25 protein-coding genes are annotated in these 25,349 nt (G+C 37.2%); 23 read left to right on the forward strand and 2 right to left on the reverse strand.

Going from position 1 to position 25,349, the window contains the following annotated elements; all coding sequences use genetic code 11:
• Nucleotides 1-185 precede the first annotated feature (185 nt).
• From DQM95_RS04395 to DQM95_RS04475, 17 genes are all read left to right on the forward strand, one after another.
• The gene (locus DQM95_RS04395) at nt 186-359 is read left to right on the forward strand and encodes a hypothetical protein (protein WP_001171244.1); all 174 of its coding nucleotides are present in this window, start codon (nt 186-188) and stop codon (nt 357-359) included.
• Nucleotides 356-1,180: a replication initiator protein A gene (locus DQM95_RS04400; RefSeq protein ID WP_003050356.1), complete on the forward strand. Its 825-nt coding sequence runs from the start codon at nt 356-358 to the stop codon at nt 1,178-1,180. Before DQM95_RS04395 ends, DQM95_RS04400 begins: the two co-directional genes overlap by 4 nt.
• Before the next feature lie 157 nt (nt 1,181-1,337).
• Nucleotides 1,338-2,960 carry a DNA (cytosine-5-)-methyltransferase gene (gene dcm, locus DQM95_RS04405; RefSeq protein WP_111685950.1) on the forward strand — a complete coding sequence of 541 codons (1,623 nt, stop codon included), beginning with the start codon at nt 1,338-1,340 and terminating at the stop codon, nt 2,958-2,960.
• 181 nt (nt 2,961-3,141) lie between these two features.
• Nucleotides 3,142-3,897, forward strand: coding sequence for a DeoR/GlpR family DNA-binding transcription regulator (locus DQM95_RS04410; protein ID WP_037592260.1), 756 nt, complete (start codon nt 3,142-3,144; stop codon nt 3,895-3,897).
• Between the two features lie 226 nt (nt 3,898-4,123).
• A complete protein-coding gene (gene lacA / locus DQM95_RS04415) occupies nt 4,124-4,549 on the forward strand; it encodes a galactose-6-phosphate isomerase subunit LacA (protein ID WP_000215993.1) in 426 nt (141 codons plus the stop codon).
• 32 nt (nt 4,550-4,581) lie between these two features.
• On the forward strand, nt 4,582-5,097 hold the full coding sequence (lacB, locus tag DQM95_RS04420) for a galactose-6-phosphate isomerase subunit LacB (protein ID WP_000686149.1): 516 nt from the start codon (nt 4,582-4,584) through the stop codon (nt 5,095-5,097).
• Between the two features lie 10 nt (nt 5,098-5,107).
• Nucleotides 5,108-6,040 (forward strand): tagatose-6-phosphate kinase, encoded by a 933-nt coding sequence (gene lacC / locus DQM95_RS04425; protein WP_000604310.1) that lies wholly within the window; start codon nt 5,108-5,110, stop codon nt 6,038-6,040.
• 2 nt (nt 6,041-6,042) lie between these two features.
• Complete coding sequence (lacD, locus tag DQM95_RS04430) at nt 6,043-7,023, forward strand: tagatose-bisphosphate aldolase (protein ID WP_000244544.1); 981 nt, start codon at nt 6,043-6,045, stop codon at nt 7,021-7,023.
• 235 nt (nt 7,024-7,258) lie between these two features.
• Nucleotides 7,259-8,092, forward strand: a complete 834-nt coding sequence (locus DQM95_RS04435) for a PRD domain-containing protein (RefSeq protein WP_037592259.1) — start codon at nt 7,259-7,261, stop codon at nt 8,090-8,092.
• Between the two features lie 36 nt (nt 8,093-8,128).
• A complete protein-coding gene (locus DQM95_RS04440) occupies nt 8,129-8,446 on the forward strand; it encodes a PTS lactose/cellobiose transporter subunit IIA (RefSeq protein ID WP_001078262.1) in 318 nt (105 codons plus the stop codon).
• The gene (locus DQM95_RS04445; protein ID WP_037592258.1) at nt 8,446-10,131 is read left to right on the forward strand and encodes a lactose-specific PTS transporter subunit EIIC; all 1,686 of its coding nucleotides are present in this window, start codon (nt 8,446-8,448) and stop codon (nt 10,129-10,131) included. The genes DQM95_RS04440 and DQM95_RS04445 overlap by 1 nt, the downstream gene beginning before the upstream one ends.
• 97 nt (nt 10,132-10,228) lie before the next feature.
• Nucleotides 10,229-11,635, forward strand: coding sequence for a 6-phospho-beta-galactosidase (gene lacG, locus DQM95_RS04450; protein ID WP_037592257.1), 1,407 nt, complete (start codon nt 10,229-10,231; stop codon nt 11,633-11,635).
• A 24-nt stretch (nt 11,636-11,659) separates the two neighbouring features.
• Nucleotides 11,660-11,938 carry a DUF3884 family protein gene (locus DQM95_RS04455; RefSeq protein WP_037592256.1) on the forward strand — a complete coding sequence of 93 codons (279 nt, stop codon included), beginning with the start codon at nt 11,660-11,662 and terminating at the stop codon, nt 11,936-11,938.
• 22 nt (nt 11,939-11,960) lie between these two features.
• Nucleotides 11,961-12,848, forward strand: a complete 888-nt coding sequence (locus DQM95_RS04460) for an aldose 1-epimerase family protein (RefSeq protein ID WP_000769127.1) — start codon at nt 11,961-11,963, stop codon at nt 12,846-12,848.
• Between the two features lie 188 nt (nt 12,849-13,036).
• Complete coding sequence (locus DQM95_RS04465) at nt 13,037-13,261, forward strand: helix-turn-helix domain-containing protein (RefSeq protein ID WP_037592255.1); 225 nt, start codon at nt 13,037-13,039, stop codon at nt 13,259-13,261.
• A gap of 269 nt (nt 13,262-13,530) precedes the next feature.
• Entirely contained in the window at nt 13,531-13,779 is a 249-nt protein-coding gene (locus tag DQM95_RS04470; RefSeq protein WP_037592254.1) for a DUF3173 family protein, read from the forward strand.
• A 2-nt stretch (nt 13,780-13,781) separates the two neighbouring features.
• Nucleotides 13,782-14,987, forward strand: a complete 1,206-nt coding sequence (locus tag DQM95_RS04475; protein ID WP_037592253.1) for a tyrosine-type recombinase/integrase — start codon at nt 13,782-13,784, stop codon at nt 14,985-14,987.
• A gap of 148 nt (nt 14,988-15,135) precedes the next feature.
• Here DQM95_RS04475 and DQM95_RS04480 read toward each other — a convergent pair whose 3' ends face one another.
• On the reverse strand, nt 15,136-16,527 hold the full coding sequence (locus DQM95_RS04480) for a 6-phospho-beta-glucosidase (RefSeq protein WP_037592252.1): 1,392 nt from the start codon (nt 16,525-16,527) through the stop codon (nt 15,136-15,138).
• A 170-nt stretch (nt 16,528-16,697) separates the two neighbouring features.
• Between DQM95_RS04480 and DQM95_RS04485 the strand changes: the two genes are divergently transcribed.
• Nucleotides 16,698-17,570, forward strand: a complete 873-nt coding sequence (locus DQM95_RS04485) for a MurR/RpiR family transcriptional regulator (protein WP_037592251.1) — start codon at nt 16,698-16,700, stop codon at nt 17,568-17,570.
• A 65-nt stretch (nt 17,571-17,635) separates the two neighbouring features.
• A complete protein-coding gene (locus DQM95_RS04490) occupies nt 17,636-20,107 on the forward strand; it encodes an FAD-dependent oxidoreductase (protein ID WP_111685951.1) in 2,472 nt (823 codons plus the stop codon).
• Nucleotides 20,108-20,143: 36 nt separating this feature from the next.
• On the opposite strand, the gene DQM95_RS04495 is transcribed toward DQM95_RS04490, so the two are convergent.
• Nucleotides 20,144-21,067 carry a polysaccharide deacetylase family protein gene (locus tag DQM95_RS04495; RefSeq protein ID WP_037592250.1) on the reverse strand — a complete coding sequence of 308 codons (924 nt, stop codon included), beginning with the start codon at nt 21,065-21,067 and terminating at the stop codon, nt 20,144-20,146.
• A gap of 189 nt (nt 21,068-21,256) precedes the next feature.
• Here DQM95_RS04495 and DQM95_RS04500 point away from each other — a divergent pair, with 189 nt between their 5' ends.
• From DQM95_RS04500 to folE, 4 genes are all read left to right on the forward strand, one after another.
• Nucleotides 21,257-22,543 (forward strand): homoserine dehydrogenase, encoded by a 1,287-nt coding sequence (locus tag DQM95_RS04500; RefSeq protein ID WP_037592249.1) that lies wholly within the window; start codon nt 21,257-21,259, stop codon nt 22,541-22,543.
• Nucleotide 22,544: 1 nt separating this feature from the next.
• Entirely contained in the window at nt 22,545-23,408 is an 864-nt protein-coding gene (gene thrB, locus DQM95_RS04505; RefSeq protein WP_012658319.1) for a homoserine kinase, read from the forward strand.
• A gap of 83 nt (nt 23,409-23,491) precedes the next feature.
• Complete coding sequence (locus DQM95_RS04510) at nt 23,492-24,754, forward strand: bifunctional folylpolyglutamate synthase/dihydrofolate synthase (protein WP_111685952.1); 1,263 nt, start codon at nt 23,492-23,494, stop codon at nt 24,752-24,754.
• A gap of 24 nt (nt 24,755-24,778) precedes the next feature.
• Nucleotides 24,779-25,339, forward strand: a complete 561-nt coding sequence (gene folE / locus DQM95_RS04515; protein WP_111685953.1) for a GTP cyclohydrolase I FolE — start codon at nt 24,779-24,781, stop codon at nt 25,337-25,339.
• Nucleotides 25,340-25,349: the final 10 nt, after the last annotated feature.

The raw sequence follows: 25,349 nt of genomic DNA on the forward strand, positions 1-25,349 counted from the left end.
TAAATTGATTTGGTTTCCTGCCCAAAATCCTGCCAAAAAAACTTTGGCAGGATTTTTGTTTTTATATAAATAAACTGTGCAAAGTTGCTATTTCTTAAACATTCTTATTACTAGGAATATATTTTTATGTGAGCGAGAACATTTTAATAAGTGTTCTCGCTTTTTTTATTTTCAGGAGGAAAATCATGCAAAAGAATGAACAGTCATCACGACAAATTGTGATGTGTCATCTCATGGCTATCATGCGAATCGATATTGAGAAAGCGACATGGATAGTTGGTGAGATGGAAGATTCTGGCTTAATCCAGTTTGATGACATGGGGAATGTTGGTCTGTTAGTGTTGGAGGGACAATCATGAAACGTATTACCGCAAATCACTATCAAACGTCAGAGCGTTACTATAAGCTCCCAAAACTCTTGTTTGAGTGTGAGCGCTACAAAGACATGAAACTTGAGGTTAAGGTTGCTTATGCTGTTCTAAAAGATCGCTTGGAATTGTCATTAAGTCGAGGGTGGATAGATGAAGATGGAGCTATTTATCTGGTCTATTCCAACTCAAAACTCATGGCATTGCTTGGCTGTTCCAAGTCAAAATTACTGACGATTAAGAAAACCTTACGAGAGTATGGTTTGATTGATGAAGTCCAACAGTCTTCCAGTGAAAAAGGACGAATGGCTAATAAGATTTACTTAGGGGAGTTGGAACATGAACCTACCCCAGTCTCAAATTCAGACGGGGGTAGTGTTCAAAAAATACCAGGGGGGTATCAAAATCAGCTGGGGCCCGTCTTAAATTCAGCCACTAGTGAGACTGAAGTTAGTGAGACTGATATGAGTGAAACTAAAGGGAGTGAGTCAGTCATTGAGGACGAGGAGGAGAAAGAAAGTCTAACAAGTAAGAAAAGTGACAATGACAATTTTCAACGTAAAGTAGACCGAGTCACAAGATACGACAAAGATTACATTTGGGGTTTGGTTCATGACCAGTTGAGACAAGTCGGTCTTTCACAGGCTGCTAGTGATTATGCCATGATCTATTTTGATCATCGTTATCAGTACGCTTTAGAGAATATGAGGTTTGCGGACAGGGCAGAAACGATAGCGGAATACGTCTTTAATGGTGTTTTATCCGAATGGACCAAGGTCCAACGCTTAAAAGAACTAAAAGGGGGTGAGTAAGATGTTTTGGTGGATATTATTAGGTATTTGGGGATTAGGAATGATTTGGTTCATTTTTGAACTTATCACTGCCCCAGAAATGGAAGATCATTGTTAAGAAAGGACGTTACGCAAGAAGTAAGGTCCTTTTTAATTTTGTCAGAAAGGAATGAGAGACATGAAGTTTTTAGATTTGTTTGCAGGAATTGGAGGCTTTCGACTGGGGTTAACTCGTCAGGGCCATGAGTGTATTGGCTTTTGTGAGATTGACAAGTTTGCGAGGAAATCTTACAAGGCTATCTATGAGACCAAAGGAGAAATAGAATTTCATGATATTAGACAAGTCACAGATCAGGACTTTAGACAACTTAGAGGGCAAGTGGACATCATCTGTGGGGGATTCCCTTGCCAGGCATTTTCACTCGCAGGCAGACGATTGGGATTTGAGGATACTAGGGGAACTTTGTTCTTCGAGATTGCTCGAGCGGCCAAACAGATCCAACCACGTTTTTTATTCCTCGAAAATGTCAAGGGGTTACTCAGTCACGACAAGGGAGAGACATTTCGAACAATCCTCACCACATTGGATGAGTTGGGGTATGATGTCGAATGGCAGGTGCTTAACAGTAAAGATTTCCAAGTACCGCAAAACCGTGAAAGAATTTTTATTATCGGACATTCTAGAAGATACCGTCCCCGATTCCTATTTCCTCTCAGAGGAGAAAACAGCTCAGCTAGTCTTGAACGATTAGGTAATGTTAATCCGTCAGGCAAAGGAATGAATGGAGAAGTCTATTTATCACGTGGGATAGCACCAACCTTAACAAGAGGAAAAGGTGAGGGAACTAAAATTGCCATTCCTGTTTTAACTCCTGATAGGCTAGAAAAATGCCAACATGGGAGACGCTTTAAACGGAACGATGATCCAATGTTTACTTTAACTAGCCAAGATCGGCATGGTGTAGTTGTCGCAGGAACTTTACCAACTTCTTTTATCCAAACTGGACGAGTTTATGATCTTTCAGGGCTTTCTCCAACGTTGACCACGATGCAAGGAGGGGATAAAGTTCCTAAGATTCTCTGTCGTGAAGAAGCGCCACATTTGAAAATTAGGGAAGCGACCAAACTAGGCTATGCCAAGGCAATAGTGGGAGATTCTGTCAATCTTGCTTACCCAGAGTCTACCAAACGCAGAGGACGAGTGGGAAAGGGGATTTCAAATACTTTAACCACTTCTGACAATATGGGAGTGGTTGTTGCTGCTTTGGAATACCGTAAGGACAAGTGGTATGAAGTGACTGGAATAATCCTAGATGGAAAACTGTATCGGTTGAGAATCAGACGCCTAACACCTAGAGAATGTTTTAGACTTCAGGGGTTTCCTGATTGGGCTTACGACAGAGCGGAGAGGGTATCCAGTAAAAGCCAGTTGTATAAACAAGCAGGCAATAGCGTAACCGTCACCGTTATCGAGGCCATTGCTAGAGAATTTAGAAAGATTGAAGAGGAAGAAAAACAAGAAAAAATCGCCACCTTGAACAAGATGGCGGAAGTGCTTATCAATCTAAAGAGTGATGATCCGAATAGTCGAAAATTAGCAAGGTATGATTTTTCAAAACTGAATATGACAGAATCAATTTCAATAGAACAAGTGAATAAAGAGATTGTCATGGTTCAACAGGATTTCAAACTTTATGTGAATGACTATGAGAAGAGTACAAAAAGACTGGAAAAATTTCTAAAAATCCTGAATTTTGATAACGGAGTTGACAAGCAGTTTGATGAGGAGATTTCGTTATAGTATAAAGATATTCAAGATTTATTAGAAGCAAGCGCTTAATATTCATATTTTGACTTAATTGTTCACACCTTAATAAGAAAATAGTAATAATAATTTATCTATGAGTTTTGTTTAAAAAACAAACAAAAAATGTTGAATAATGTTTAAGGAAGAGATATAATAAAATAAAGGAGGCTGTAAAATGAATAAATTTCAACGTTTAGAAGAGATTACGAAATTAGTTAACAAAAAAGGGACTGTTCGTATTTCTGAAATTATGGAATCTTTTGGTGTAACAGATATGACCGTTCGTAGAGACTTAATCGAACTGGAAGAACAAGGTTTGCTAAAAAAAATTCATGGTGGAGCAAGAAGTAATTCAGCTTTCCAATACCGAGAGATTTCACATAAAGAAAAACATACATTAAATATAGAAGAAAAACGCCATATTGCTAAATTAGCCGCAAATATCATTGAAGAAGGGGATACTATCTTTTTAGGTCCTGGTACTACGGTTGAGAGTTTTGCAGAAGAAATCAATAATCAACGATTGAGTGTCGTAACAAACTGTTTGCCTGTATTTAATATCTTACTTAAGAAAAAATCAGAGACATTTAAAGTTTTTCTCTTAGGAGGTGAGATGCGGCAGGTCACGGAATCATTTGTAGGAGAAGTGACAAATACAAGTCTAGAAAAAATGCACTTTAGTAAAATGTTTTTTAGTGCAAATGGTAATCGTGAAGATGATGTTATGACTTCAACAGTTGAAGAGGCTTATACCCAACGTTTAGCGATTAGCCGATCGGTTGAACAATATCTTCTGCTGGATAGTTCAAAAATAGGAAAAGAGGATTTTTCAGTCTTTTGCCAACTTTCACAGTTAACAGCTGTTATAACCGATAAAAAAGACGAGGAAAAGGTCAGTCAACTCGCGAAATGGACGGAAATAATTAATTAACAAGGCTTAAATTCTTGCCAGGCAAAAATAATGTTAACATTATCGTCTTCGCAGCTAGTTTGGTCATGATTTAAAAGAACATTCTATGATAGATGTTCTTTTTTTTAGAAACAAACAAACAAAAAATAAACAAAAAATAAACAAAAATGGTTGACAAGATGTTTTTTAATGTTTATAATATAATTGTAAATCAAACAAAACAACATTTTTAAACAGGAGAAAACAGATGACAGTTATTATTGGTGCTGATAAAGCAGGCTTAGAATTGAAAGAAATCGTTAAATCTTATTTGGTAGAACTTGGTCATGATGTCCAAGATGTTTCTGCTGAAGGACGTGATTTTGTTGATACAACACTAGCAGTAGCTAAAGAAGTAACTGCTAACGATGTTAACCTAGGAATCGTAATTGATGCATACGGTGTTGGCTCATTTATGACGGCTACTAAAATTAAAGGCATGATTGCTGCTGAAGTCTCAGATGAACGTTCAGCTTATATGACCCGTGGGCACAATAATTCTCGCATTATTACAATGGGGTCTGAAATTGTTGGTCCTGGCGTTGCAAAAAACATTGCTAAAGGATTTGTCGAAGGTGAGTATGACGGTGGTCGTCACCAAATCCGTGTCGACATGCTTAACAAAATGTGCTAATAAAAAATAATATAATCAAGAGGTAAAATAAGATGAAAATTGCTGTTGGCTGTGACCATATTGTAACAAACGATAAAATTGCTGTTGTTGACTACTTGAAGACTCAAGGTTATGAAGTCATTGATTGTGGAACCTATGACAATGTTCGGACTCACTATCCAATTTTTGGAAAAAAAGTGGGTGAAGCTGTTGCGAGTGGTGAAGCAGATTTAGGTGTTTGTATCTGTGGAACTGGCGTCGGAATCAATAATGCTGTAAACAAGGTGCCAGGAATTCGTTCAGCTTTAGTCCGAGATATGACTTCTGCAATCTACGCTAAAGAAGAGTTGAATGCTAATGTAATTGGTTTTGGTGGTAAAATCACTGGTGGCTTATTAATGACGGATATTATTGAAGCATTTATCCATACAGAATATAAACCAACTGAAGAAAACAAAGCGTTGATTGAAAAAATTGCAAAAGTTGAAAGTTTGAATCAAGGACAAGCTGATCCGCATTTCTTCGATGAGTTTTTAGAAAAATGGGATCGCGGAGAATACCACGACTAAGAGGTGAATCATGATTTTAACAGTCACTATGAATCCGTCGGTTGATATTGCTTATCAACTGGATGTCTTTAATCTAGATACGGTTAACCGTGTTGCTGAAACACACAAAACCCCTGGAGGTAAGGGCTTAAATGTTACACGAGTTCTTTCTAAAGTCGGAGATGATGTTCTTGCTACTGGTTTATTGGGTGGCAAAATTGGTGAATTTATCCAAAAGGAATTAGATCAAGTTGGTATTGAGCATGATTTTTCACCAATATCAGGAGAAACACGTAACTGTATTGCGATTTTACATGAAGGTCAGCAAACAGAGATTTTAGAGTCAGGACCAACTATCTCTGATGAGGAAGGTAAAGTTTTTTTAGAGCACTTTGAAAGACTGGTCAAACAAGTAAGTATTATTTCTATTTCAGGTAGCTTGCCAAAGGGATTGCCTGTGGACTTTTACTCTAAAATGATTGAGATTTGTGAGAGTTATCAGAAGCCTGTGGTGTTAGATTGTTCTGGCCAAGGCTTATTAGAAGTTTTGAAGGGACATGCAAAACCGACAGTAATCAAGCCCAATACAGAAGAATTGTCTCAGCTCTTAAATATGGAAGTTACGAGTGATACTAGTGTTTTAAAAGCAGCCCTTGATCAAGATTTATTTGACGGAGTAGAATGGGTGATTGTATCACTAGGTTCTAAGGGTGCTTTTGCCAAACATATTGATTCGTATTATCAGGTGACGATTCCAAAAATAGAAGTAGTCAACCCAGTAGGTTCGGGTGATTCAACGGTAGCAGGAATTACATCAGCTCTTTACCATGCAGAATCAGATGAAGAGCTATTGAAAAAAGCCAATTGTTTGGGGATGTTAAATGCCCAGGAAAAACAAACCGGCCATGTTAATATGGCAAACTATTCAGCATTATTTGAACGTATTAAAGTAGAAGAGGTATAATCATGGTATTAACAGAACAAAAACGTCGTTATATGGAAAAATTAAGTGATGAAAATGGTATTATTTCAGCATTAGCATTTGACCAACGTGGTGCTCTAAAACGTTTGATGGCACAACATCAAACTGATGAACCAACAGTTGCTCAAATGGAAGAGCTTAAAGTATTGGTTTCTGAAGAATTGACGCCATTTGCTTCATCTATGCTTTTGGATCCTGAATACGGTTTGCCTGCCACTAAGGTACTTCATAAAGACGCAGGGTTGCTTCTCGCTTATGAAAAAACAGGCTATGACACCACTAGCACGAAACGCTTACCAGATTGCTTAGTTGATTGGTCTGTAAAGCGTTTGAAAGAAGAAGGGGCAGATGCCATTAAATTCTTGCTCTACTATGATGTCGATAGTGATGAAGCGACAAATCGTCAGAAACAAGTTTATATTGAACGTATCGGTTCAGAATGTACAGCTGAAGATATTCCGTTTTATCTCGAAATTCTGGCATATGATGAGAAAATCGCTGATTCTTCAAGTGCAGAATATGCCAAAGTTAAACCACGCAAGGTTATTGAAGCAATGAAAGTCTTTTCTGATGACCGTTTTGGTATTGATGTCTTGAAGGTAGAAGTTCCAGTCAATATGAATTTCGTAGAAGGCTTCGGTCAAGCTGAAGTGGTCTATACTAAGGAAGAAGCTGCTTCTTATTTCAAACAACAGGATGAAGCGACTCACCTTCCATATATCTACCTGAGCGCAGGCGTATCAGCTAAGCTTTTCCAAGACACTTTGGTTTTTGCTAAAGAATCTGGTGCAAACTTTAACGGTGTCCTTTGTGGGCGTGCAACTTGGGCCGGCAGTGTCAAAGACTATATTGAACAAGGTGAAGGAGCTGCTCGTGAGTGGTTACGTACTACCGGATTCCAAAATATTGATGAATTGAACAAGGTCTTGAAAGAAACAGCAACACCTTGGACAAAACGCATTTAAACATTATAACAACATAAAACAAACAAAATTTTAAAAAATGTCATTTTTTTAAACAGAAAGGGTTTACAAACCTCTTGTCCTGTGTTATAATAAGTTCATAAATCGAATACGGGTAGATCGTAACTATTACGAATAGGCGAGACTACAAATGAATGGAAGGTAAGCCTTTGCTATCTTTAGTTTATTTGTGGTCTCTTTTTCTATCCAATTATAAATCAAGAGGGGGAGGTAATAAATGTATCGTGTTTTACAAGCCCTTAATAATAATGTCGCTTTAGTAAAAGATGAGCATGATCAACAGTTTGTGGTGATGGGACTTGGGATTACTTTTCAGAAACGAAAAGGAGATCTCGTTATTGCTGATAAGATTGAAAAAGTCTTTTCCTTAAAAAGCACAGAATCGCAAGAAAATTTCATGACCTTGCTAAAAGATGTGCCATTAGACTTTATCACAGTCACCTATGATGTGATTGAAACCTTGTCAAGCAAATATTCCTATCCTGTTCAAGAATATCTCTATGTTACCTTAACGGACCATATTCATTGTGCATATAAGGCGGTTCTTGAAGATAATTATCAAGAAAGTAAGTTGCCGAATATTTCACAAGAATATAGCATAGAGTATGTCATTGCAAAAGAAGCTTTGGCGATGTTTCGTCAGAAACTCTTGAATGATTTACCTGATGATGAGATTGGGAGGATAGCCTTACATTTCATCAATGCAAAAGGGGTAACGGCTGTTGAAAAGTCACCTAAAGTAGACTTAACACGATCGGTGTTATCAAAAGTGCAAGAAGAGTTAGAAAGATTAGGAATTAAGCGAACAAAAGAAAATAGTAATTTTTACGATCGCTTAATGATCCATCTAACATACTTCCTTCAATATTTGGATAGAAGTCCAAATGATAATGGGCCTCTCATGGATATGGGGAAACATATTCAGATAGCCTATCCTGAAGCTTATGATGTTGGTGATAAAATTTATCAAATCATAGCCTCAGAAACAGGTGTAGCGATTCATGAAAGTGAAAAGTTTTATATTGTATTACATGTACAACGCTTACTCTAATCACTGAAATCAAAAATGAATAAAGGAGCTTATAAAATGAATAGAGAAGAAATTACCCTCTTGGGATTTGAAATTGTATCTTATGCTGGTGAAGCACGTTCCAAATTATTAGATGCTTTAAAAGCGGCACAAAATGGCGACTTTGAAAAAGCTGAAGAGTTGGTGGAATCTGCTAATTCAAGCATTGTTGAAGCACACCATGCTCAAACAAGTCTACTTCAAAAAGAAGCAGCAGGTGAAGATCTAGCCTTTAGTGTGACTTTGATGCACGGGCAAGACCACTTGATGACAACTCTTCTATTGAAAGATATGATGAAACATATGATCGAACTTTATAAGAGAGGTACAAACTAATGAATAAACTAATTGCTCAAATTGAAAAAGGGAAACCATTTTTCGAGAAAATCTCACGTAATATCTACTTACGTGCTATCCGTGATGGCTTTATTGCCAGCATGCCAGTTATCTTATTCTCAAGTATTTTCCTTCTGATTGCTTTTGTTCCAAACATCTTTGGATTTAATTGGAGTGAAGAAGTAGTTGGGATGTTGATGAAACCTTACAACTACACAATGGGTGTGGTCGCACTTTTGGTTGCTGGAACAACTGCAAAATCATTAACTGATTCTGTAAACCGTGATCTTGAAAGTACAAACCAAATCAACTTCTTGTCGACTATGCTTGCCTCAATCACTGGTTTCTTGATTTTGGCATCAGATGCAATTGAAGGAGGCTTTGCAAGTGGCTTCTTAGGGACTAAAGGTCTTCTTTCAGCCTTCGTCTCAGCTTTTGTCATTGTCAATATCTACAAAGTCTGTGTAAAAAATAACGTTTCTATTCGCATGCCAGACGAAGTTCCACCGAACATTTCGCAGGTTTTCAAAGACTTAATCCCATTCACATTATCAATTGTAACTCTCTATGCTCTTGATATCATTGTTCGTAATACTGTTGGTACAAGTGTTGCTGAAGCAATCGGAACATTACTTGCACCGCTCTTTACAGCAGCTGATGGTTATCTTGGAATCACGATTATCTTTGGTGCCTATGCTCTTTTCTGGTTCGTTGGTATTCATGGGCCATCAATCGTTGAACCTGCTATTGCTGCTATTACTTATGCCAATATTGAAACAAACTTCCAATTACTTCAAGCTGGACAACACGCTGATAAAATCTTGACTTCAGGAACTCAAATGTTTATCGTAACGATGGGTGGTACAGGTGCAACTCTTGTGGTGCCATTCATGTTCATGTGGTTGACAAAATCAAAACGTAACCAAGCAATCGGTCGTGCATCAGTTGTTCCAACCTTCTTCGGTGTTAATGAGCCAATCTTATTTGGTGCACCTCTTGTTTTGAACCCAATCTTCTTTATTCCATTTGTTTTTGCTCCAATTGCAAACGTATGGATCTTCAAATTCTTCGTTGATGTTCTTGGTATGAACAGCTTTAGTGTGAACTTGCCATGGACAACACCTGGTCCTCTAGGTATTATCATGGGTACTGGTTTTGGTCTTTGGTCATTTGTTCTTGCTTTGACTTTGATTGTTGTAGACGTACTTATTTACTACCCATTCTTGAAAGTCTATGACCAACAAATTTTAGAAGAAGAACGTTCAGGTAAATCATCTGATAGTTTGAAAGAAAAAGTTGCTGCTAACTTCAACACAGCAAAAGCAGACGCTATTCTTGAAAATGCTGGCGTTACTAAAGAAATTAAAGAACAAACAAACGTTCTCGTCCTTTGTGCAGGTGGCGGTACAAGTGGTCTTCTAGCGAATGCCTTGAACAAGGCTGCTAAAGAATACGGAGCTCCTGTAACAGCTGCGGCTGGTAGTTATGGTGCTCACCGTGAAATTTTACCTCAATATCAATTAGTTATCTTGGCGCCTCAAGTGGCATCTAACTATGAAGATATGAAATTAGAAACTGACAAACTCGGTATTAAGTTGGCTAAAACTGAGGGTGCACAATATATCGGATTGACCCGTGATGGTCAAGGTGCTTTGGACTTTGTAACACAACAAATCGAAGGCTAATGCTATACATGTAAGGGAATAGTGAGATTAACGGAGTAGCTTATCCGAGAATAATCTGCTCTTCCCTTTCTTTTTTTCATTAGAAAGAGGAATTGAAATGACTAAAACATTACCAAAAGACTTTATTTTCGGTGGAGCAACAGCAGCTTACCAGGCAGAAGGAGCAACTAAAACAGATGGTAAAGGCCCGGTTGCATGGGATAAATATTTAGAAGACAATTATTGGTACACAGCAGAACCTGCAAGTGATTTTTATAATCGTTATCCTGTCGACTTAAAGCTGGCTGAAGAATACGATGTCAATGGAATCCGTATTTCGATTGCTTGGTCTCGTGTATTCCCTACTGGATATGGTGAGGTCAATCGCAAAGGAGTTGAGTACTATCATAATTTATTTGCAGAATGTCATAAGCGTGGTGTAGAACCATTCGTTACCTTGCATCATTTTGATACACCAGAAGCCTTGCATTCAAACGGTGATTTTTTAAATCGTGACAATATTGACCATTTTGTTGCCTATGCTGCCTTCTGTTTCGAAGAGTTTCCGGAAGTGAACTACTGGACTACCTTCAATGAAATTGGACCTATCGGTGACGGGCAATACTTAGTTGGTAAGTTCCCTCCAGGTATCCAATATGATTTGGCAAAGGTCTTCCAATCTCATCATAATATGATGGTTTCCCATGCACGTGCAGTTAAGCTTTATAAAGATAAAGGTTACAAAGGAGAAATCGGTGTCGTTCATGCTCTACCAACTAAATACCCTTATGATCCAGCTAATCCAGATGACGTGCGTGCTGCAGAATTAGAAGATATTATTCACAACAAATTTATCTTGGATGCGACTTACCTTGGCCGTTATTCTGAGAAGACAATGGAAGGCGTTCAGCACATTTTAGCAGCAAACGGAGGTGAACTAGATCTTCGTGAAGAAGACTTTTCTATTCTCGAAGCGGCTAAAGATTTGAATGATTTCCTTGGAATTAACTACTACATGAGTGATTGGATGCAAGCTTTTGATGGTGAGACTGAAATCATTCATAACGGTAAAGGTGAAAAAGGAAGTTCCAAATACCAAATTAAAGGTGTTGGTAGAAGAGAAGCACCAGTAAATGTTCCGAAAACAGATTGGGATTGGATTATTTATCCTCAAGGTCTATATGATCAAATTATGCGGGTAAAAGCAGACTATCCTAATTATAAAAAGATTTACATTACTGAAAATGGTCTTGGTTATAAGGATGAATTTGTAGACGGAACAGTTTATGATGATGGTCGTATTGACTACGTGAAAAAACATTTGGAAGTGATTTCTGATGCGATTTCAGATGGTGCTAACGTTAAAGGATACTTTATCTGGTCTCTGATGGATGTTTTCTCATGGTCAAATGGATATGAGAAACGTTACGGTCTCTTCTATGTTGATTTTGAGACACAAGAACGTTATCCTAAAAAATCAGCGCATTGGTACAAGAAAGTTGCTGAAACTCAAGTCATTGATTAATCCTTACTATGAAAGTGTGTACCTATGTTTAAAACATTAAAAAGAGTGACAGACGGTGTTTTAACTTCTGCCTATGAAAAAGTTTATATTGTTAATTTTGAAAAATGTCCATATATTCTATACATCGATCAGAATGTTTTAAAATCTCTAGGGAAATGGTATGTCTCTACTGGAGGAGAATGGATTTGTCATTCAGATTTAGAATGGGATGACTTCAAAACATTGTTTAACAATCTCTTAGAAGGTTCGTTAAAAGGGAATGTTAGATATGAAATGGACTATATGCCTTTTCAGCAATCATAGAGTATAATTGGGGAATCAACTAATGAAATTAAAAAATGATGAATTAACGGTTGAATTTAAACCAGAGGGGGCGACCATCAGTTCGATTAAAGATCGAGATGGTGTGGAATATCTTTGGCAAGGTAATCCAGAGTACTGGGGTGGTCAGGCACCAGTTCTCTTTCCTATCTGTGGTAGTCTAAGAAATGATGGGGCCACTTTTCAGGTTGGTGAAAAAACAATTTCTGGATCCATGCCTCGCCATGGGATTGTCAGAAAACGCACTTTTGATTTAGTAAAACATACCGAAAATGAGATACAGTTTCGTATTTTATCTGACGACGAGATGTTAAAGCAATACCCATTTCCATTTGAACTCCAACTAACCTACCGCTTGGATGGTAAGAGGTTGGAAACAGAATATGCAATTCGATATTTAGGTGAGTTAGATGCGATGCCATTCTTTATTGGAGGCCATCCAGGATTTAATTGTCCATTATTAGAGGATGAAGCATTTGATGACTATTACCTAGAATTCGAATTGGAAGAAGATTGCACGATTCCAGAAAGTTTCCCAGAGACGGGACTTCTTGATTTTTCAAAACGTCAACCAATGCTATCTAAAACAAGAATTTTAGACTTGAATTATGAACTGTTTAAACATGATGCGTTGACGTTTGATAACCTTAAATCTCGAAAGGTTGCTTTGAAAACCAAAAATCATCAAAAAGGATTAAAGGTATCATTTGAAGATTTTCCTTTCTTAGTTGTTTGGACAACAACCAATAAAGGACCATTTATTGCTCTGGAACCGTGGAGTGGCTTATCTACCTCTTTGACAGAAACGGACAACTTTATCGATAAAACTCATGTCACTTATGTTGAAAAAGGCGAAGTATCTCGCAAAGCATTTACAATTGAAATTTGTTAATGAATTTGGCAATTAGCTTAATAATATTTACTTTAATATTTTTACTTATATCATGAAATTATGATTTATTGATTTAAATTTTATCAATAAACTTCAGTAATATTGAGGTAATATATCAGCTGTCATATTATGACAATTTCCAAGTTTTCTTCTAAAAGTATTCTATACTTTTCATAGGAGAAAGCTATATGTACCAACGTATAAGGGACTTGAGAGAAGACAATGACTTCACTCAGAAATTTGTAGCTGAAAAACTATCGTTCTCTTCCACAAATTATGCAAAGATTGAGAGAGGTGAGATAGTTCTTACAGCTGAAATACTTATAAAACTCTCTGCACTCTATAACGTTAGTACGGATTATATTCTTGGACTATCAGACTGTCCTCAAAGAATTAAACAAAAAATAAAATAGTCTCTCCTTGATTTGTTCATTGACAATTGAATAAACCGAGGTGGGACTTTCTTATTTGTCGAGCAATTTAGTGAGATACGCCGTGATAGGAGCGAAAATTATTAGCTATAAAATAGAGTGGTTCTCTATCTGCCATGACCACAAATAAGGACAATGATACTTCTGAACGTTCAGGCTGCCATCGTAAAAGGACAGCGGGTGAGATGCCCATGCACGATTTAACCAATCATACCCACGGAGGAAGTAATTTTTTTGACAGGAGTGGAGGTATGAAAACAGTAACATATAAAAACTTGATGAATATTGGTTTTCCGGAACATACGGCAAGAAATATCATTAAAGAAGCAAAAAGAATAGCAGTAAAAAAGTTTGAAGAAGCTCGCAATGTTGACCATAATGCGGTACAATTAAGTAAATCGCCCTTTGACAATAGAAGACTTGGTATTGCTCCTAAAGATATTGTAGAAGAGTTAATCGGAATTTCACTCTCTGAAGAAAGTTTAGAAAGTGAGAATTAAAGATGACTACAAAAAATCAAAAAAAATACAAAGGTGTTTATTGTGATAAGAATGGTAAAATATTTTATCAAGCTGATCTTGGTGTTGACCCTGTAACAGGTAAACGAGTTCAAAAGAAAGCTAGAAAGAATCAGTATGGTAAGCCATTTAGTACAATGAAAGAAGCGTATGATGAACTGGTCCGAATTAGGTATGAGTTTAATAATAATCTTAGTATTGAAAATTACAATATAACATTTGAAAGTTACATGAATAGCATTTATCTAAGAGCCTATAAGCAAAAGGTTCAAGCTGTAACTTATAAAACTGCTTTGCCACATCACAAGTTATTTATTCAGTATTTTGGCTCCAAACCTTTAAAAGGGATAACAGCTAGAGATTGTGAATCTTTTAGATTACATATCATTGAACATTACTCTGAAAACTACGCGAAGAATTTATGGTCACGATTTAAGGCATGCATGGGTTATGCTGAGAGATTAGGATATATTTCAACTATGCCATGTAAGGCGTTAGATAATCCTAGAGGCAAGCACCCTGATACACCATTTTGGACTTATATTGAGTTTCAGAACTTTATTAAATCATTTGATTTGCAAGATTATGAAGAATTACAGTGGTTTACAACTATTTGGTTATATTATATGACAGGTGTTCGTGTGAGTGAAGGTTTATCGTTATGGTGGGAAGATGTCGATTTCGAACACAAATTCTTGAAGGTTCATACAACCTTGGAAAAGGATGAAAATGGAAATTGGTATCGCAAAGACCAAACCAAAACACCAGCAGGAGAGCGCCTAGTTGAATTAGATGATGTGACAATATCAGTATTGGAAAACTGGCGAAAAAATCAAGTTTCCAATCAAGATACAGATTACATCATTTCACGATTTGGTGAACCGTTTTGTAAATCAACAATCTGTCGAATTATCAAGAGAAAAGCTCAAGAAGTTGGAGTACCGGTGATAACAGGAAAAGGTTTGAGACATAGCCATGCTTCCTATCTTATAAATGTTTTGCAGAAGGACATTTTATATGTAGCAAGACGAATGGGACATGCTGATAAATCTACAACTTTGAATACATATAGTCACTGGTTTAATGCATTAGATAAAACAGTATCAGAAGAAATCACTCAAAATGTAATTAGTGCAGGACTAGATTCCATTTTATGCCAAAATTCCTGCCAAACTCTGAGTAAAGGCTAAAAAGCCTATTATATCGCCAACAGAGTAACTTGTGTTATTGTTACTCTTAAATAATAGAGTTGATAAGCACAGTAAAACCTCACTACATTATTGTAGTGAGGTTTTTTATGATCGAACCAAATGTCAAAGCTCTAATGACTTAATCTATCTATGCTTGTTTAGTGCTTTCTTCCTGACACATTTTTCTGACTTTTGGATCTTTGATTTGAATACCTTCTTTTTCCAATTGGGCTATTTTTTTGGAGAATTGTGGAAGGTGTTTTTTGTGTGCAAGAAGGAGTTCGTTCAACACATTTTTGGCGCTTTCCCCTGATGGGATTAAGGGATTGATGGTGAATGCTTGTAAAGCAGTTCCATAATCCCCTGTGACAGCAGCATCAATAGTTAAGAGTTCCGTGGCTTTCATGACTTGTAACCAGCCCTTTTCAGCGGTTGGTAAATGACCAAAGGCTACATTTCGAGCACCAGCTGCACCGATTGCTGCTGTGACTTCTACAGCACAATCTGCTGGCAAGTCGGTTAGGGCACCATTATTGCGCGTTGAAACGACCATTTCCGTATTTTTGTTACTATAGATTGATGCAATGGTTTCGCAAGCAGCATCAGAATAATGGGCACCGCCACGTTCTTCTAATTCTTTGGGTTTGTAATTGAGTTCTGGATCACGATAGAGGTCAAAAAGGCTTTCCTCTAAGGCAAAAACTTGCTCTGCACGTGTTCCGATAGTCTCATACTCCTTGATGCCATGTGCCAACATTTCCTCAAAACGGTAATAGTAATTGTGATAACCACAAGGAATCATCTTCATCTGTTCTAATTGTTCTTTGAAGAATGGAACATCAAAAATGTTTTTTGGTAGGTGATTGTCATCTTCATACAATTTATCAATTAAGGACATGGTCAAGTCCTGTCCTTTGTTATCAGCGACTCTGTGCCAGTGAAAATGGTTTAAACCTGCAAATTTGTAGATGAGGTCCTCCTCAGACATTTCCAGAACTTTGGCCTCCACTTTTTTGGCCATTACGGGTAGATTACATAGTCCCATAACTTTTTCCCACTTACCATAACGCAGTACGGCTTCGGTGACCATACCTGAAGGGTTGGCAAAGTTAATCAACCAAGCATCAGGACAGAGGCGCTTCATATCTTCAACAATATCAAGAATTACTGGAATGGTACGAAAGGCTTTGAATATACCCCCAGGGCCATTTGTTTCTTGCCCCAACATGCCATAAGATAGAGGAATTCTTTCATCTTTAATTCTCGCATTTAATTGCCCCACACGAAATTGAGTGGTTACAAAATCAGCGTCTTTAAGGGCTTCCTCACGATCAAGCGTCAAATGAACGGTAACATCATAGGGACTAGCATCCCACATGCGCTGAGCCATGGCACCAACAATTTCCTGCTTTTCTTTTCCTTCCTCGACATCAACTAACCAGATATCTGTTACAGGAAATTCTTCATAACGTTTGATAAATCCTTCCATAAGTTCTGGGGTATAGCTGCTGCCTCCACCAATAGTTGCAATTTTAAGCATGATTTCCTCCTTATGTCATTTCATCTTATAACCAGAGTATAATCTATATTCGCTGAGAAACAAGATATCCTTGAAGACTTGAAATTTTTTTTACAAATATTTTCATTTTTTAAATGCCTTTTGTAAATAAATTTGTTACTCTAGGAGTGAGTTCAAAAGGAGGGTAGCAGATGTTAATTAAAGAAGAGTTGGAGACTTATCCTTTTTCACCAGCAGAAGCTGTAACGGTAGCATTTATCCTGAGAGAAGTGGAAGTGCTTGAAAATTTAAGTGTTCAAGCTATTGCCAAAAAGACTTATACCCAACCATCAACATTGGTTAGGATTGCTAAAAAGCTCGGCTTTAAAGGTTGGGTTGATTTTAAAAAAGCCTATTTAGCGGAACATGATTATTTGACTAGAAGTTTTACCAAAGTTGATAGTAATATTCCCTTTTCCGCACTAGACAATCCCATGTCGATTGCTAAAAAAATTGGTATTTTAGAAAAGGCTACAATAGATGATTTAATCAGCTTATTACACTACGATCAATTATCTAAAGCTAAGAAATTGCTGAGTCAAGCTGAGATGATTTATATTTTTGCTCAAAGTGCCAATATCATTTTAGCAGAGGATTTCGCCCTTAAAATGAGGCGAATTGGTAAAACCGTTCATATCGCAACAACACTTGGCGAAGAGCGTTATGTTGCCCATAATATGATGCCAAATGCCATAGCCATTTTTATTTCAACATCTGGTGAAACACAACCAATCCTTGATATTGTTTTAATTGCAAAAAAAGCCAAGATCAAAACTATTGGCATAACAAGTATTGGAAATAACCAATTATCGCAAGAGGTCGATCTTTTTTTACCAATGACGACACGTGAAAAATTATTTTCAAAAATCGGGAACTTCACCACTAATATTTCTGTGCATGTCTTACTTGACATTCTCTATTCGCTAACCTTTTCAAGCCAGTACGATTTTCATCTAGAACATCTTAAAGAAAGTGGACAAAAAATAGATTTTAGAAATTCTGCAACTACTATAATGGAGGAATAAGTTTTAACTTTACAAAATACCTTATAGGGTATATAATAAGCTATAGAAAAACTTAAGGAGTTCTTATGGCTAAAAAAATTCTTATCATTGGTGGCGTTGCAGGGGGAGCGACTGCAGCAACCAGATTACGTCGTTTAAATGAAGAAGATCAGATTATTTTATTTGAAAAAGGGGAATATATTTCTTTTGCTAATTGTGGCCTCCCCTACCATATTGGTGGTAGCATCAAGGAACGTGACAATTTATTGCTTCAGACAGTTGAAGGAATGAGTGCACAGTATGGAATTGACATTCGAAACTTTTCAGAAGTAAAGTCTATTGATAAAGATGCCAAAACAGTAACTGTATATGATTATAAAAGACAAGAAGAATATGTAGAGTCTTTTGATGAACTGATCATCTCGACTGGAGCCAAGGCAATCAAACCAAACATTCCGGGCTTTGAAACGGCAAACAATGTTTTTACCTTAAGAAACATTCCAGATATGGATTTGATTAAAGCTTATATTGCTGAACATCATGTTCAAACGGCAACAGTTATTGGTGGTGGTTTTATTGGATTAGAAATGATGGAAAACCTAGTCGAATTAGGCTTATCAGTTAATGTGATTGAAATGGCACCACAAGTTATGCCATCACTTGACTTTGAAATGGCACAACAATTACATGCTCAAATCAATATGCATGGTGTTAACCTTATTTTGAATGATGGCTTATCAAAAATTGTTGATCAGGGAAACCTCCTATTGTTGAATAGTGGCAAATCTCTAGCGACTGATATGACCATTTTATCAATTGGTGTTCTTCCAGAAAACACACTAGCTGAAAATGCAGGCTTAGAACTAGGCTATAAAGGGGCTATCAAAGTAACTCCTAATCTGCAAACCTCGGCAGAGCATATTTATGCTATCGGTGATGTAATTGAAGTAGTGGATACCATTACTGGAAAACCAACTAATATTCCACTAGCTTGGCCAGCAAATCGACAAGGACGTATAGTGGCAGATGTGATTAATGGCATAGATACAGCTTATCCTGGAACTCAAGGGACATCTGTCGCAAAAATCTTTGAATTAACGGCAGCCTCAACAGGAAATAGCGAACGCCAACTCAAAATGAATAAGATTGAATACAATGCCATTCATATCCATCCAAATTCTCACGCAGGTTATTACCCTGGTGCCTCACCAATTGCCCTTAAATTACTTTTTGGAAAAGAGGGTCAGATTCTTGGTGCTCAAGCTGTAGGAACAGAAGGGGTTGAAAAACGAATTGACGTCATAGCTACCGCTATTAAATTTGGGGCAAGAGCTGATCAATTGGCAGCTGTAGAATTAGCTTATGCCCCACCTTATTCATCAGCAAAAGATCCAGTAAACATGCTAGGTTATGTTGCAGATAACGTGATGTCTGGTAAGCTTGAGACATTCCAATGGTCAGACATTGAAGAGCTTAAAGAAAAAAATGCCTTCTTTTTAGATGTCCGTGAAGACTTTGAATTAACAACAGGAACAATTGAGGGGTCCGTTCAGATTCCACTCAATCAACTGCGAGACCGTTTAGGGGAACTACCGAAAGACAAGACCATTTATGTCTATTGCCAAGTTGGTCAACGAGGTTATAATGCTACCCGTGTTTTAGAACAAGCTGGATTTTCCGCTAAAAATTTAGATGGTGGTTACAAGACCTATAAACATGCTAATTATCAATTGAAGGAGTTCTATGTGAAAAAAGAAGACTTCGTTGACCCTTTAGAGGATATCAAAACCAATAATCATTCTCAGTCAATTAATCAAGAAATGATGACATTGGATGCTTGTGGCCTTCAATGTCCTGGCCCCATCTTAAAAGTCAAACAAGCTATGGATAAGATGCAAGATGGCCAAGTCTTAAAAGTAGAAGCCAGTGACTTTGGTTTTTCAGCAGATGTTGAAAATTGGGCTGCTAATACCGGAAATACTATCCTAGACAATAAAATTGAAAACAATAAGGTCATTGCAACTTTGAAAAAAGGTCGTGGTCAAGAAGTAGCTCAGAAAAGTTTAATGCCTCAAGAAGGGGTCCTTCAAGAAACCAAAAATGGTGCCACAATGGTTGTTTTCAGTGGTGACTTTGACAAGGCTATTGCTTCGATGATCATAGCTACGGGAGCGGCATCTTTTGGTAAACCTGTCACCATCTTCTTTACCTTCTGGGGACTCTCTATTCTCAAGAAGGAACCGGTTAAGAAAAAGGGAATGGCAAAGCTATTTGACATAATGTTGCCTAAGAGTGCTAATCAATTGCCATTGTCTAAAATGAATATGGGCGGTGCCGGACAAAAAATGATTAAGAAAATCATGAAAGACAAAAACGTTGACGCTCTTCCAGAAATGATTCAACAAGCTCATGAACTTGGCGTAAAATTTGTGGCATGCACCATGTCAATGGATTTAATGGGGATTGAAAAAGAGGAACTCTTTGATTTTGTTGAGTATGGAGGAGTCGCAACATTTATTGGAGATAGTGAACAAGCCAACATGCAATTATTTATCTAAAAAAATGTCTTCTGAAAAACTTCAGAAGACATTTTCTTATGGTATCTTAATTTGCGATAACAGGATTTCGGCACTGGTATTGGGTAAGATACGAACTCTGTTAAGCGAAAGTAAACCATCATCAGCACTGGCTAGTCCTTCATTTGTTGTTAAACCTAATTGATAGTCTAACTGTTTTGCGATATCAAGTGTTGTCTCATTATAACGACCGGCCGGATAGGCAATAGCTATCGTCCTTTGATCGAGTTCTTGGTTAAGGTAAACCATAGAATCTTTCATTTCAAGTTCTTGTGTGGCAGAATCTTGTTGTGATAAGTCAGGATGATTAACAGTATGGTCTTGGAAGGACATGCCATGTTCTTTCATCTCTTTCATTTGAGGGACTGTCAAATTAGCCACACTTGCTTTTTCTGTTAAACCAGTGATGACATTATTTGTAGCCTTGGCATTGTATTTTTTTAGAATTGGATAAGCTACATGATAAAAATCAATCATGCTATCGTCAAAAGTCAACCAGACTATTTTTTCGGATGGAACTTCGTTTTTAGTAAGAACACGGTAAGTTTCTTCAGGTGTTAGGAAGTAGTAACCAGCTTCCTTCAAGGCTTTGATTTGACTTTCGAAAAGGTCGGGTGCAACAATTAAATTGGCATTTGCTGCTTCCTCAGGAGCCATAACATGGATAGCGTGGTACATTAAAATAGGAACTTTAACAGGACTAGTTTTTTTGATCCAAGTTTGAGAATCATTGGAAAGAGATTGCCTTTTTTTGGCCTGATTAGTGGTATTTTTTGAAACCTTGTTAGACTTATTGACAGTCTCAGTTCTGTTTTGAGAAGGTAAAAGTTTTGCTTGGAGTTCTTTTTTGAATAAAAATCCTGTAAAGAGCAAGAGTGTTGAAAATAACAGGATTAGAAAAAGGGGAATGATTTTCTTTTGTTGTTTTTTTTGCCGGCGCATGTTAGTTACCTCATAAAGTGATAGTTGTATTATAACATTTTAAAAATAAAATGGGCATTAAATTTCTCTCTAAAAATAACAAATAATGATTGTCAATCTTCTGTAAAATTTGAAAAAAATCTGGTATAATAATGCAAATATCAAAAAGATATCACTGTAAAGAAAGATTGTGTCAGTAAGGAGAAATGTATGTCACTAAAAATAGCATTACTTGGTTTTGGAACAGTTGCCAGTGGAATTCCTTTTTTATTAGAGGAAAATGGTAAAAAAATGACAGCAGCGCTAGGAACGGACATTCAAATCTCAAAAGTTTTAGTGCGTGATGAAAATGAAAAACAACGATTGCTAGACAAAGGCTATCACTATGATTTTGTAACTTCTATTGATGCCATAGTGTCAGATCCTGATTGTCAAATTGTTGTTGAACTTATGGGCCGTATTGAGCCTGCCAAAACCTTTATTTTAAAAGCTCTCGAAGCTGGAAAACATGTTGTTACAGCCAATAAGGATTTGATTGCATTGCATGGATCTGAAATTAGAGGGTTTGCTGAAGCACGTAACCAGGCTTTTTATTACGAAGCAGCAGTGGCAGGTGGCATTCCTATTTTGAGAACCTTAGCAAATTCATTTACGTCAGATAAAATTACGCGTGTTCTAGGGGTCTTAAACGGTACCTCTAACTATATGATGACTAAGATGGTTGAAGAAGGTTGGTCCTATGAGGAAGCATTGTCTAAGGCACAAGCATTGGGCTATGCTGAAAGTGACCCTACAAATGATGTTGAAGGGATTGATGCGGCATATAAAGTGGCTATCTTAAGCCAATTTGCTTTTGGAACAACAATAGATTTTGAAGAAGTTAGACACCAAGGTATTTCAACGATTACTCCTGATGATGTTGCTTTGGCGCAACAACTGGGTTATGTCGTCAAATTAATTGGTTCTGTGGAAGAAAAAGAATCGGGCATTTCAGCAGAAGTTTCCCCAACTTTTATCCCTAAAGAGCACCCACTAGCTAGCGTGAATGGTGTGATGAATGCTGTTTTTGTCGAATCAATAGGTATTGGACAAGCCATGTTCTATGGCCCTGGAGCAGGTCAAAAGCCAACTGCAACATCAGTTATGGCTGATATCATTCGGATTGGACAACGTTTGAAAGATAAGACTGTTGGTAAACCCTTTAATGAATTCAAGAGAGAAGCTCGCCTAGCTGATAAATCAGATAGAACCAGTCATTATTATTTCGCTATCGAGACACCTGACCAAAAAGGTCAATTACTGCGTTTAGCAAGCATCTTTAATGATCAAGAGGCTTCTTTCCAACAAATCTTACAACAAAAAGCTAATGCAGGTCGAGCACGTTTGGTCATTATTACCCATATGATGAACCAAATTCAATTGGATAATTTATTACAGGCATTGGCAGATGATCAAGAATTCAAATTGTTAAATGTTTTCAAAGTTTTAGGAGAGTAAAATGATTATTAAAGTGCCTGCAACTTCAGCAAATTTAGGTCCAGGTTTTGATTCTGTTGGAATTGCCGTAACTAAATATTTAGAAATCGAAGTTCTAGAAGAAAGAGACGATTGGTATGTTGAACACACTCTGGAAAATGTTCCAAGTGATCATCATAATTTGTTAATTCAAACAGCTTTGCGCTTAGCACCCGACATCAAACCACATCATATTCTGATGCGATCTGATATTCCTCTTGCAAGGGGGCTGGGGTCTTCTTCTTCAGTGATTGTTGCTGGTATTGAATTGGCAAATCAGTTAGCTAAGCTAGAATTGAGTATGGATCGTAAGTTTGCCATTGCAACTGAAATTGAAGGGCACCCAGATAACGTAGCACCTGCCATTTTTGGTCAACTGGTGATAGCATCTCAATTAGATAACCAATTGGATTATATTAGGGCACCTTTCCCAGAAGCAAGTTTATTAGCATTTATTCCTAACTATGAGCTAAAAACGTCAGATTCGCGTGACGCTTTACCCAAACACCTTTCCTATAAGCAAGCAGTGGCTGCATCCTCAATCGCAAATTTAGCAATTGCTGCTCTATTAAAAGGGGACATGGAGAAAGCTGGTCGGGCAATTGAAAATGACTTGTTCCATGAACTTTATCGTCAACGCTTAGTCAAAGAATTTCATAGCATCAAACAGATTTCAAAGAAATCTGGTGCTTACGCCACCTATTTATCTGGTGCTGGTCCAACAGTGATGATTTTATGCCCACACGAAAAAGTTGAAGGCATTTTCCAAGAATTGACTGATTTGTCTTTAGATGGTCTATTGGAAAGATTGCAAATTGACGAAAAAGGCTTGCAAGTTCTTTTTTAGAAAAGAAATTCATAAAAAATAGTACTCACATGCTATAATATTACTTATGGTATAGTGAGTGCTATTTTATTAAGTGAGGCAATATGAATTATCAAGAAGCATTAGATTGGATACATGGTCAGTTAAAATTTGGTATTAGACCAGGATTGAAAAGAGTTCTTTGGGTTTTAGACAAGTTAGGTAATCCACAAGAAAAGATTTTTGGCATCCATGTCGTTGGAACTAATGGAAAAGGATCGACCGTTAACAATATCCAGCATATGTTAACGGAATCGAGTTACAAAGTGGGTACCTTTACTTCACCCTTTATCATGGATTTTAGGGAGCGAATTAGTATCAATGGTCAAATGATTTCAAAAGAAGATCTGGTTTCCATTTGTGACAAAATTAAACCTATAACGGAAGAATTGTTTTTGGAAACTGATTTAGGTTCAATAACTGAATTTGAAATTATTACAGTCATCATGTTTTATTATTTTGTGGAAATCAATCCCGTTGATATTGCTATTATCGAAGCAGGGCTAGGTGGATTATATGATTCGACCAATGTCTTTAAAGCATTTGCTGTTGTTTGTCCATCCATTGGCTTAGACCACCAAGATATTCTTGGAAAGAGTTATCGTGAGATTGCTAGTCAAAAAGCTGGGGTTATCAAAGGTGGAGAACATGTTCTTTTTGCCATTGATCAAGAAGAGGCACGCGCTACTTTTATCGAAAGATGCCAACTGACACAAAGTAAGATACATGAATTCCAAAGTGATTTTAAACTGCAAAAGCAAACTGAAGGCTATTGCTTTATGTCTGGTAAAACACTCATCACATCAATTCAACTGGCGATGCCCGGAGACCATCAAGTTTCAAATGCAGCATTAGCCATACAAACCTGTCTCTTATTAAAAGAAAAACTGCCTGATATTAGTGATGACAGCATTAAAAAGGGGCTTGAAAAGAGTTATTGGTTAGGTCGTACAGAATTAATGGCAGCAAATCTTATGATTGATGGAGCTCATAATAATGAGAGCATTCAGGCCTTGATATCTGTTTTAAAAGAAAAGTATTCTTCTAAGAAACTTCATCTCTTATTTGCAGCGATCAATACCAAACCCGTTGATCAAATGCTTGCCTGTTTAAGTGAGTTAGGAGATGTTCAGGTTACCCAATTTGATTATCCTCGAGCAGTTGAATTAGCTAATTATCCAGCAAAATACAAAAGGGTTAGCAACTTTAGAGAATGGCTCTCTCAACGAAATAATGACAGTGAAGAGGATTTTTATGTTATCACGGGGTCACTTTACTTTATTTCAGAAGTTAGACAGTATCTCAAGCAAAAAGAAACGTCAGTGTAATAAGTTAAAAGAGGAATCACATTTATGATGGATATCAAAAAAGCAGAAGACGCAATATACCAACTTTTAGAAGCAATAGGTGAAGATCCCCAGAGAGAAGGCTTACTAGAGACACCAAAGCGAGTTGCCAAAATGTATGAGGAAATGTTCTCAAGCTTAAAGTCAGATGCTAAAGAAGCTTTTACAGCAGTATTTACAGAGGCCTACGATGACCTGGTTTTGGTTAAAGATATTCCTTTTTACTCAATGTGTGAACACCATTTAGTTCCTTTCTATGGTGTAGCTCACATTGCTTATTACCCCCAAAATGGTAAAGTAACGGGATTAAGTAAATTAGCACGAGCAGTAGAAATTGCAAGTAAAAAGCCTCAATTACAAGAGCGACTTACTAGCCAAATTGCTGATGCCCTAGACCAATCACTTCATCCGCGTGGCGTTTTTGTGATGGTGGAAGCAGAGCATATGTGCATGACGATGAGAGGCATAAAAAAACCAGGCAGTAAAACGATGACAACCACGGCCAGAGGCATCTTTACAGAAGAAAAAAAAGAACAAGCCTATGTGCTATCATTAATTAAAGATTAGTAGGTGAATT

Origin of the sequence: Streptococcus uberis (assembly GCF_900475595.1) — a bacterium.
GTDB lineage: Bacteria > Bacillota > Bacilli > Lactobacillales > Streptococcaceae > Streptococcus > Streptococcus uberis.

What these genes read in the sequence shown, in the direction of transcription:
- DQM95_RS04395 (WP_001171244.1), top strand. Translation starts at nt 186, where the DNA reads ATGCAAAAGAATGAACAGTCATCACGACAAATTGTGATGTGTCATCTC.
- DQM95_RS04400 (WP_003050356.1), top strand. Translation starts at nt 356, where the DNA reads ATGAAACGTATTACCGCAAATCACTATCAAACGTCAGAGCGTTACTAT.
- dcm (WP_111685950.1), top strand. Translation starts at nt 1,338, where the DNA reads ATGAAGTTTTTAGATTTGTTTGCAGGAATTGGAGGCTTTCGACTGGGG.
- DQM95_RS04410 (WP_037592260.1), top strand. Translation starts at nt 3,142, where the DNA reads ATGAATAAATTTCAACGTTTAGAAGAGATTACGAAATTAGTTAACAAA.
- lacA (WP_000215993.1), top strand. Translation starts at nt 4,124, where the DNA reads ATGACAGTTATTATTGGTGCTGATAAAGCAGGCTTAGAATTGAAAGAA.
- lacB (WP_000686149.1), top strand. Translation starts at nt 4,582, where the DNA reads ATGAAAATTGCTGTTGGCTGTGACCATATTGTAACAAACGATAAAATT.
- lacC (WP_000604310.1), top strand. Translation starts at nt 5,108, where the DNA reads ATGATTTTAACAGTCACTATGAATCCGTCGGTTGATATTGCTTATCAA.
- lacD (WP_000244544.1), top strand. Translation starts at nt 6,043, where the DNA reads ATGGTATTAACAGAACAAAAACGTCGTTATATGGAAAAATTAAGTGAT.
- DQM95_RS04435 (WP_037592259.1), top strand. Translation starts at nt 7,259, where the DNA reads ATGTATCGTGTTTTACAAGCCCTTAATAATAATGTCGCTTTAGTAAAA.
- DQM95_RS04440 (WP_001078262.1), top strand. Translation starts at nt 8,129, where the DNA reads ATGAATAGAGAAGAAATTACCCTCTTGGGATTTGAAATTGTATCTTAT.
- DQM95_RS04445 (WP_037592258.1), top strand. Translation starts at nt 8,446, where the DNA reads ATGAATAAACTAATTGCTCAAATTGAAAAAGGGAAACCATTTTTCGAG.
- lacG (WP_037592257.1), top strand. Translation starts at nt 10,229, where the DNA reads ATGACTAAAACATTACCAAAAGACTTTATTTTCGGTGGAGCAACAGCA.
- DQM95_RS04455 (WP_037592256.1), top strand. Translation starts at nt 11,660, where the DNA reads ATGTTTAAAACATTAAAAAGAGTGACAGACGGTGTTTTAACTTCTGCC.
- DQM95_RS04460 (WP_000769127.1), top strand. Translation starts at nt 11,961, where the DNA reads ATGAAATTAAAAAATGATGAATTAACGGTTGAATTTAAACCAGAGGGG.
- DQM95_RS04465 (WP_037592255.1), top strand. Translation starts at nt 13,037, where the DNA reads ATGTACCAACGTATAAGGGACTTGAGAGAAGACAATGACTTCACTCAG.
- DQM95_RS04470 (WP_037592254.1), top strand. Translation starts at nt 13,531, where the DNA reads ATGAAAACAGTAACATATAAAAACTTGATGAATATTGGTTTTCCGGAA.
- DQM95_RS04475 (WP_037592253.1), top strand. Translation starts at nt 13,782, where the DNA reads ATGACTACAAAAAATCAAAAAAAATACAAAGGTGTTTATTGTGATAAG.
- DQM95_RS04480 (WP_037592252.1), bottom strand. Translation starts at nt 16,527, where the DNA reads ATGCTTAAAATTGCAACTATTGGTGGAGGCAGCAGCTATACCCCAGAA.
- DQM95_RS04485 (WP_037592251.1), top strand. Translation starts at nt 16,698, where the DNA reads ATGTTAATTAAAGAAGAGTTGGAGACTTATCCTTTTTCACCAGCAGAA.
- DQM95_RS04490 (WP_111685951.1), top strand. Translation starts at nt 17,636, where the DNA reads ATGGCTAAAAAAATTCTTATCATTGGTGGCGTTGCAGGGGGAGCGACT.
- DQM95_RS04495 (WP_037592250.1), bottom strand. Translation starts at nt 21,067, where the DNA reads ATGCGCCGGCAAAAAAAACAACAAAAGAAAATCATTCCCCTTTTTCTA.
- DQM95_RS04500 (WP_037592249.1), top strand. Translation starts at nt 21,257, where the DNA reads ATGTCACTAAAAATAGCATTACTTGGTTTTGGAACAGTTGCCAGTGGA.
- thrB (WP_012658319.1), top strand. Translation starts at nt 22,545, where the DNA reads ATGATTATTAAAGTGCCTGCAACTTCAGCAAATTTAGGTCCAGGTTTT.
- DQM95_RS04510 (WP_111685952.1), top strand. Translation starts at nt 23,492, where the DNA reads ATGAATTATCAAGAAGCATTAGATTGGATACATGGTCAGTTAAAATTT.
- folE (WP_111685953.1), top strand. Translation starts at nt 24,779, where the DNA reads ATGATGGATATCAAAAAAGCAGAAGACGCAATATACCAACTTTTAGAA.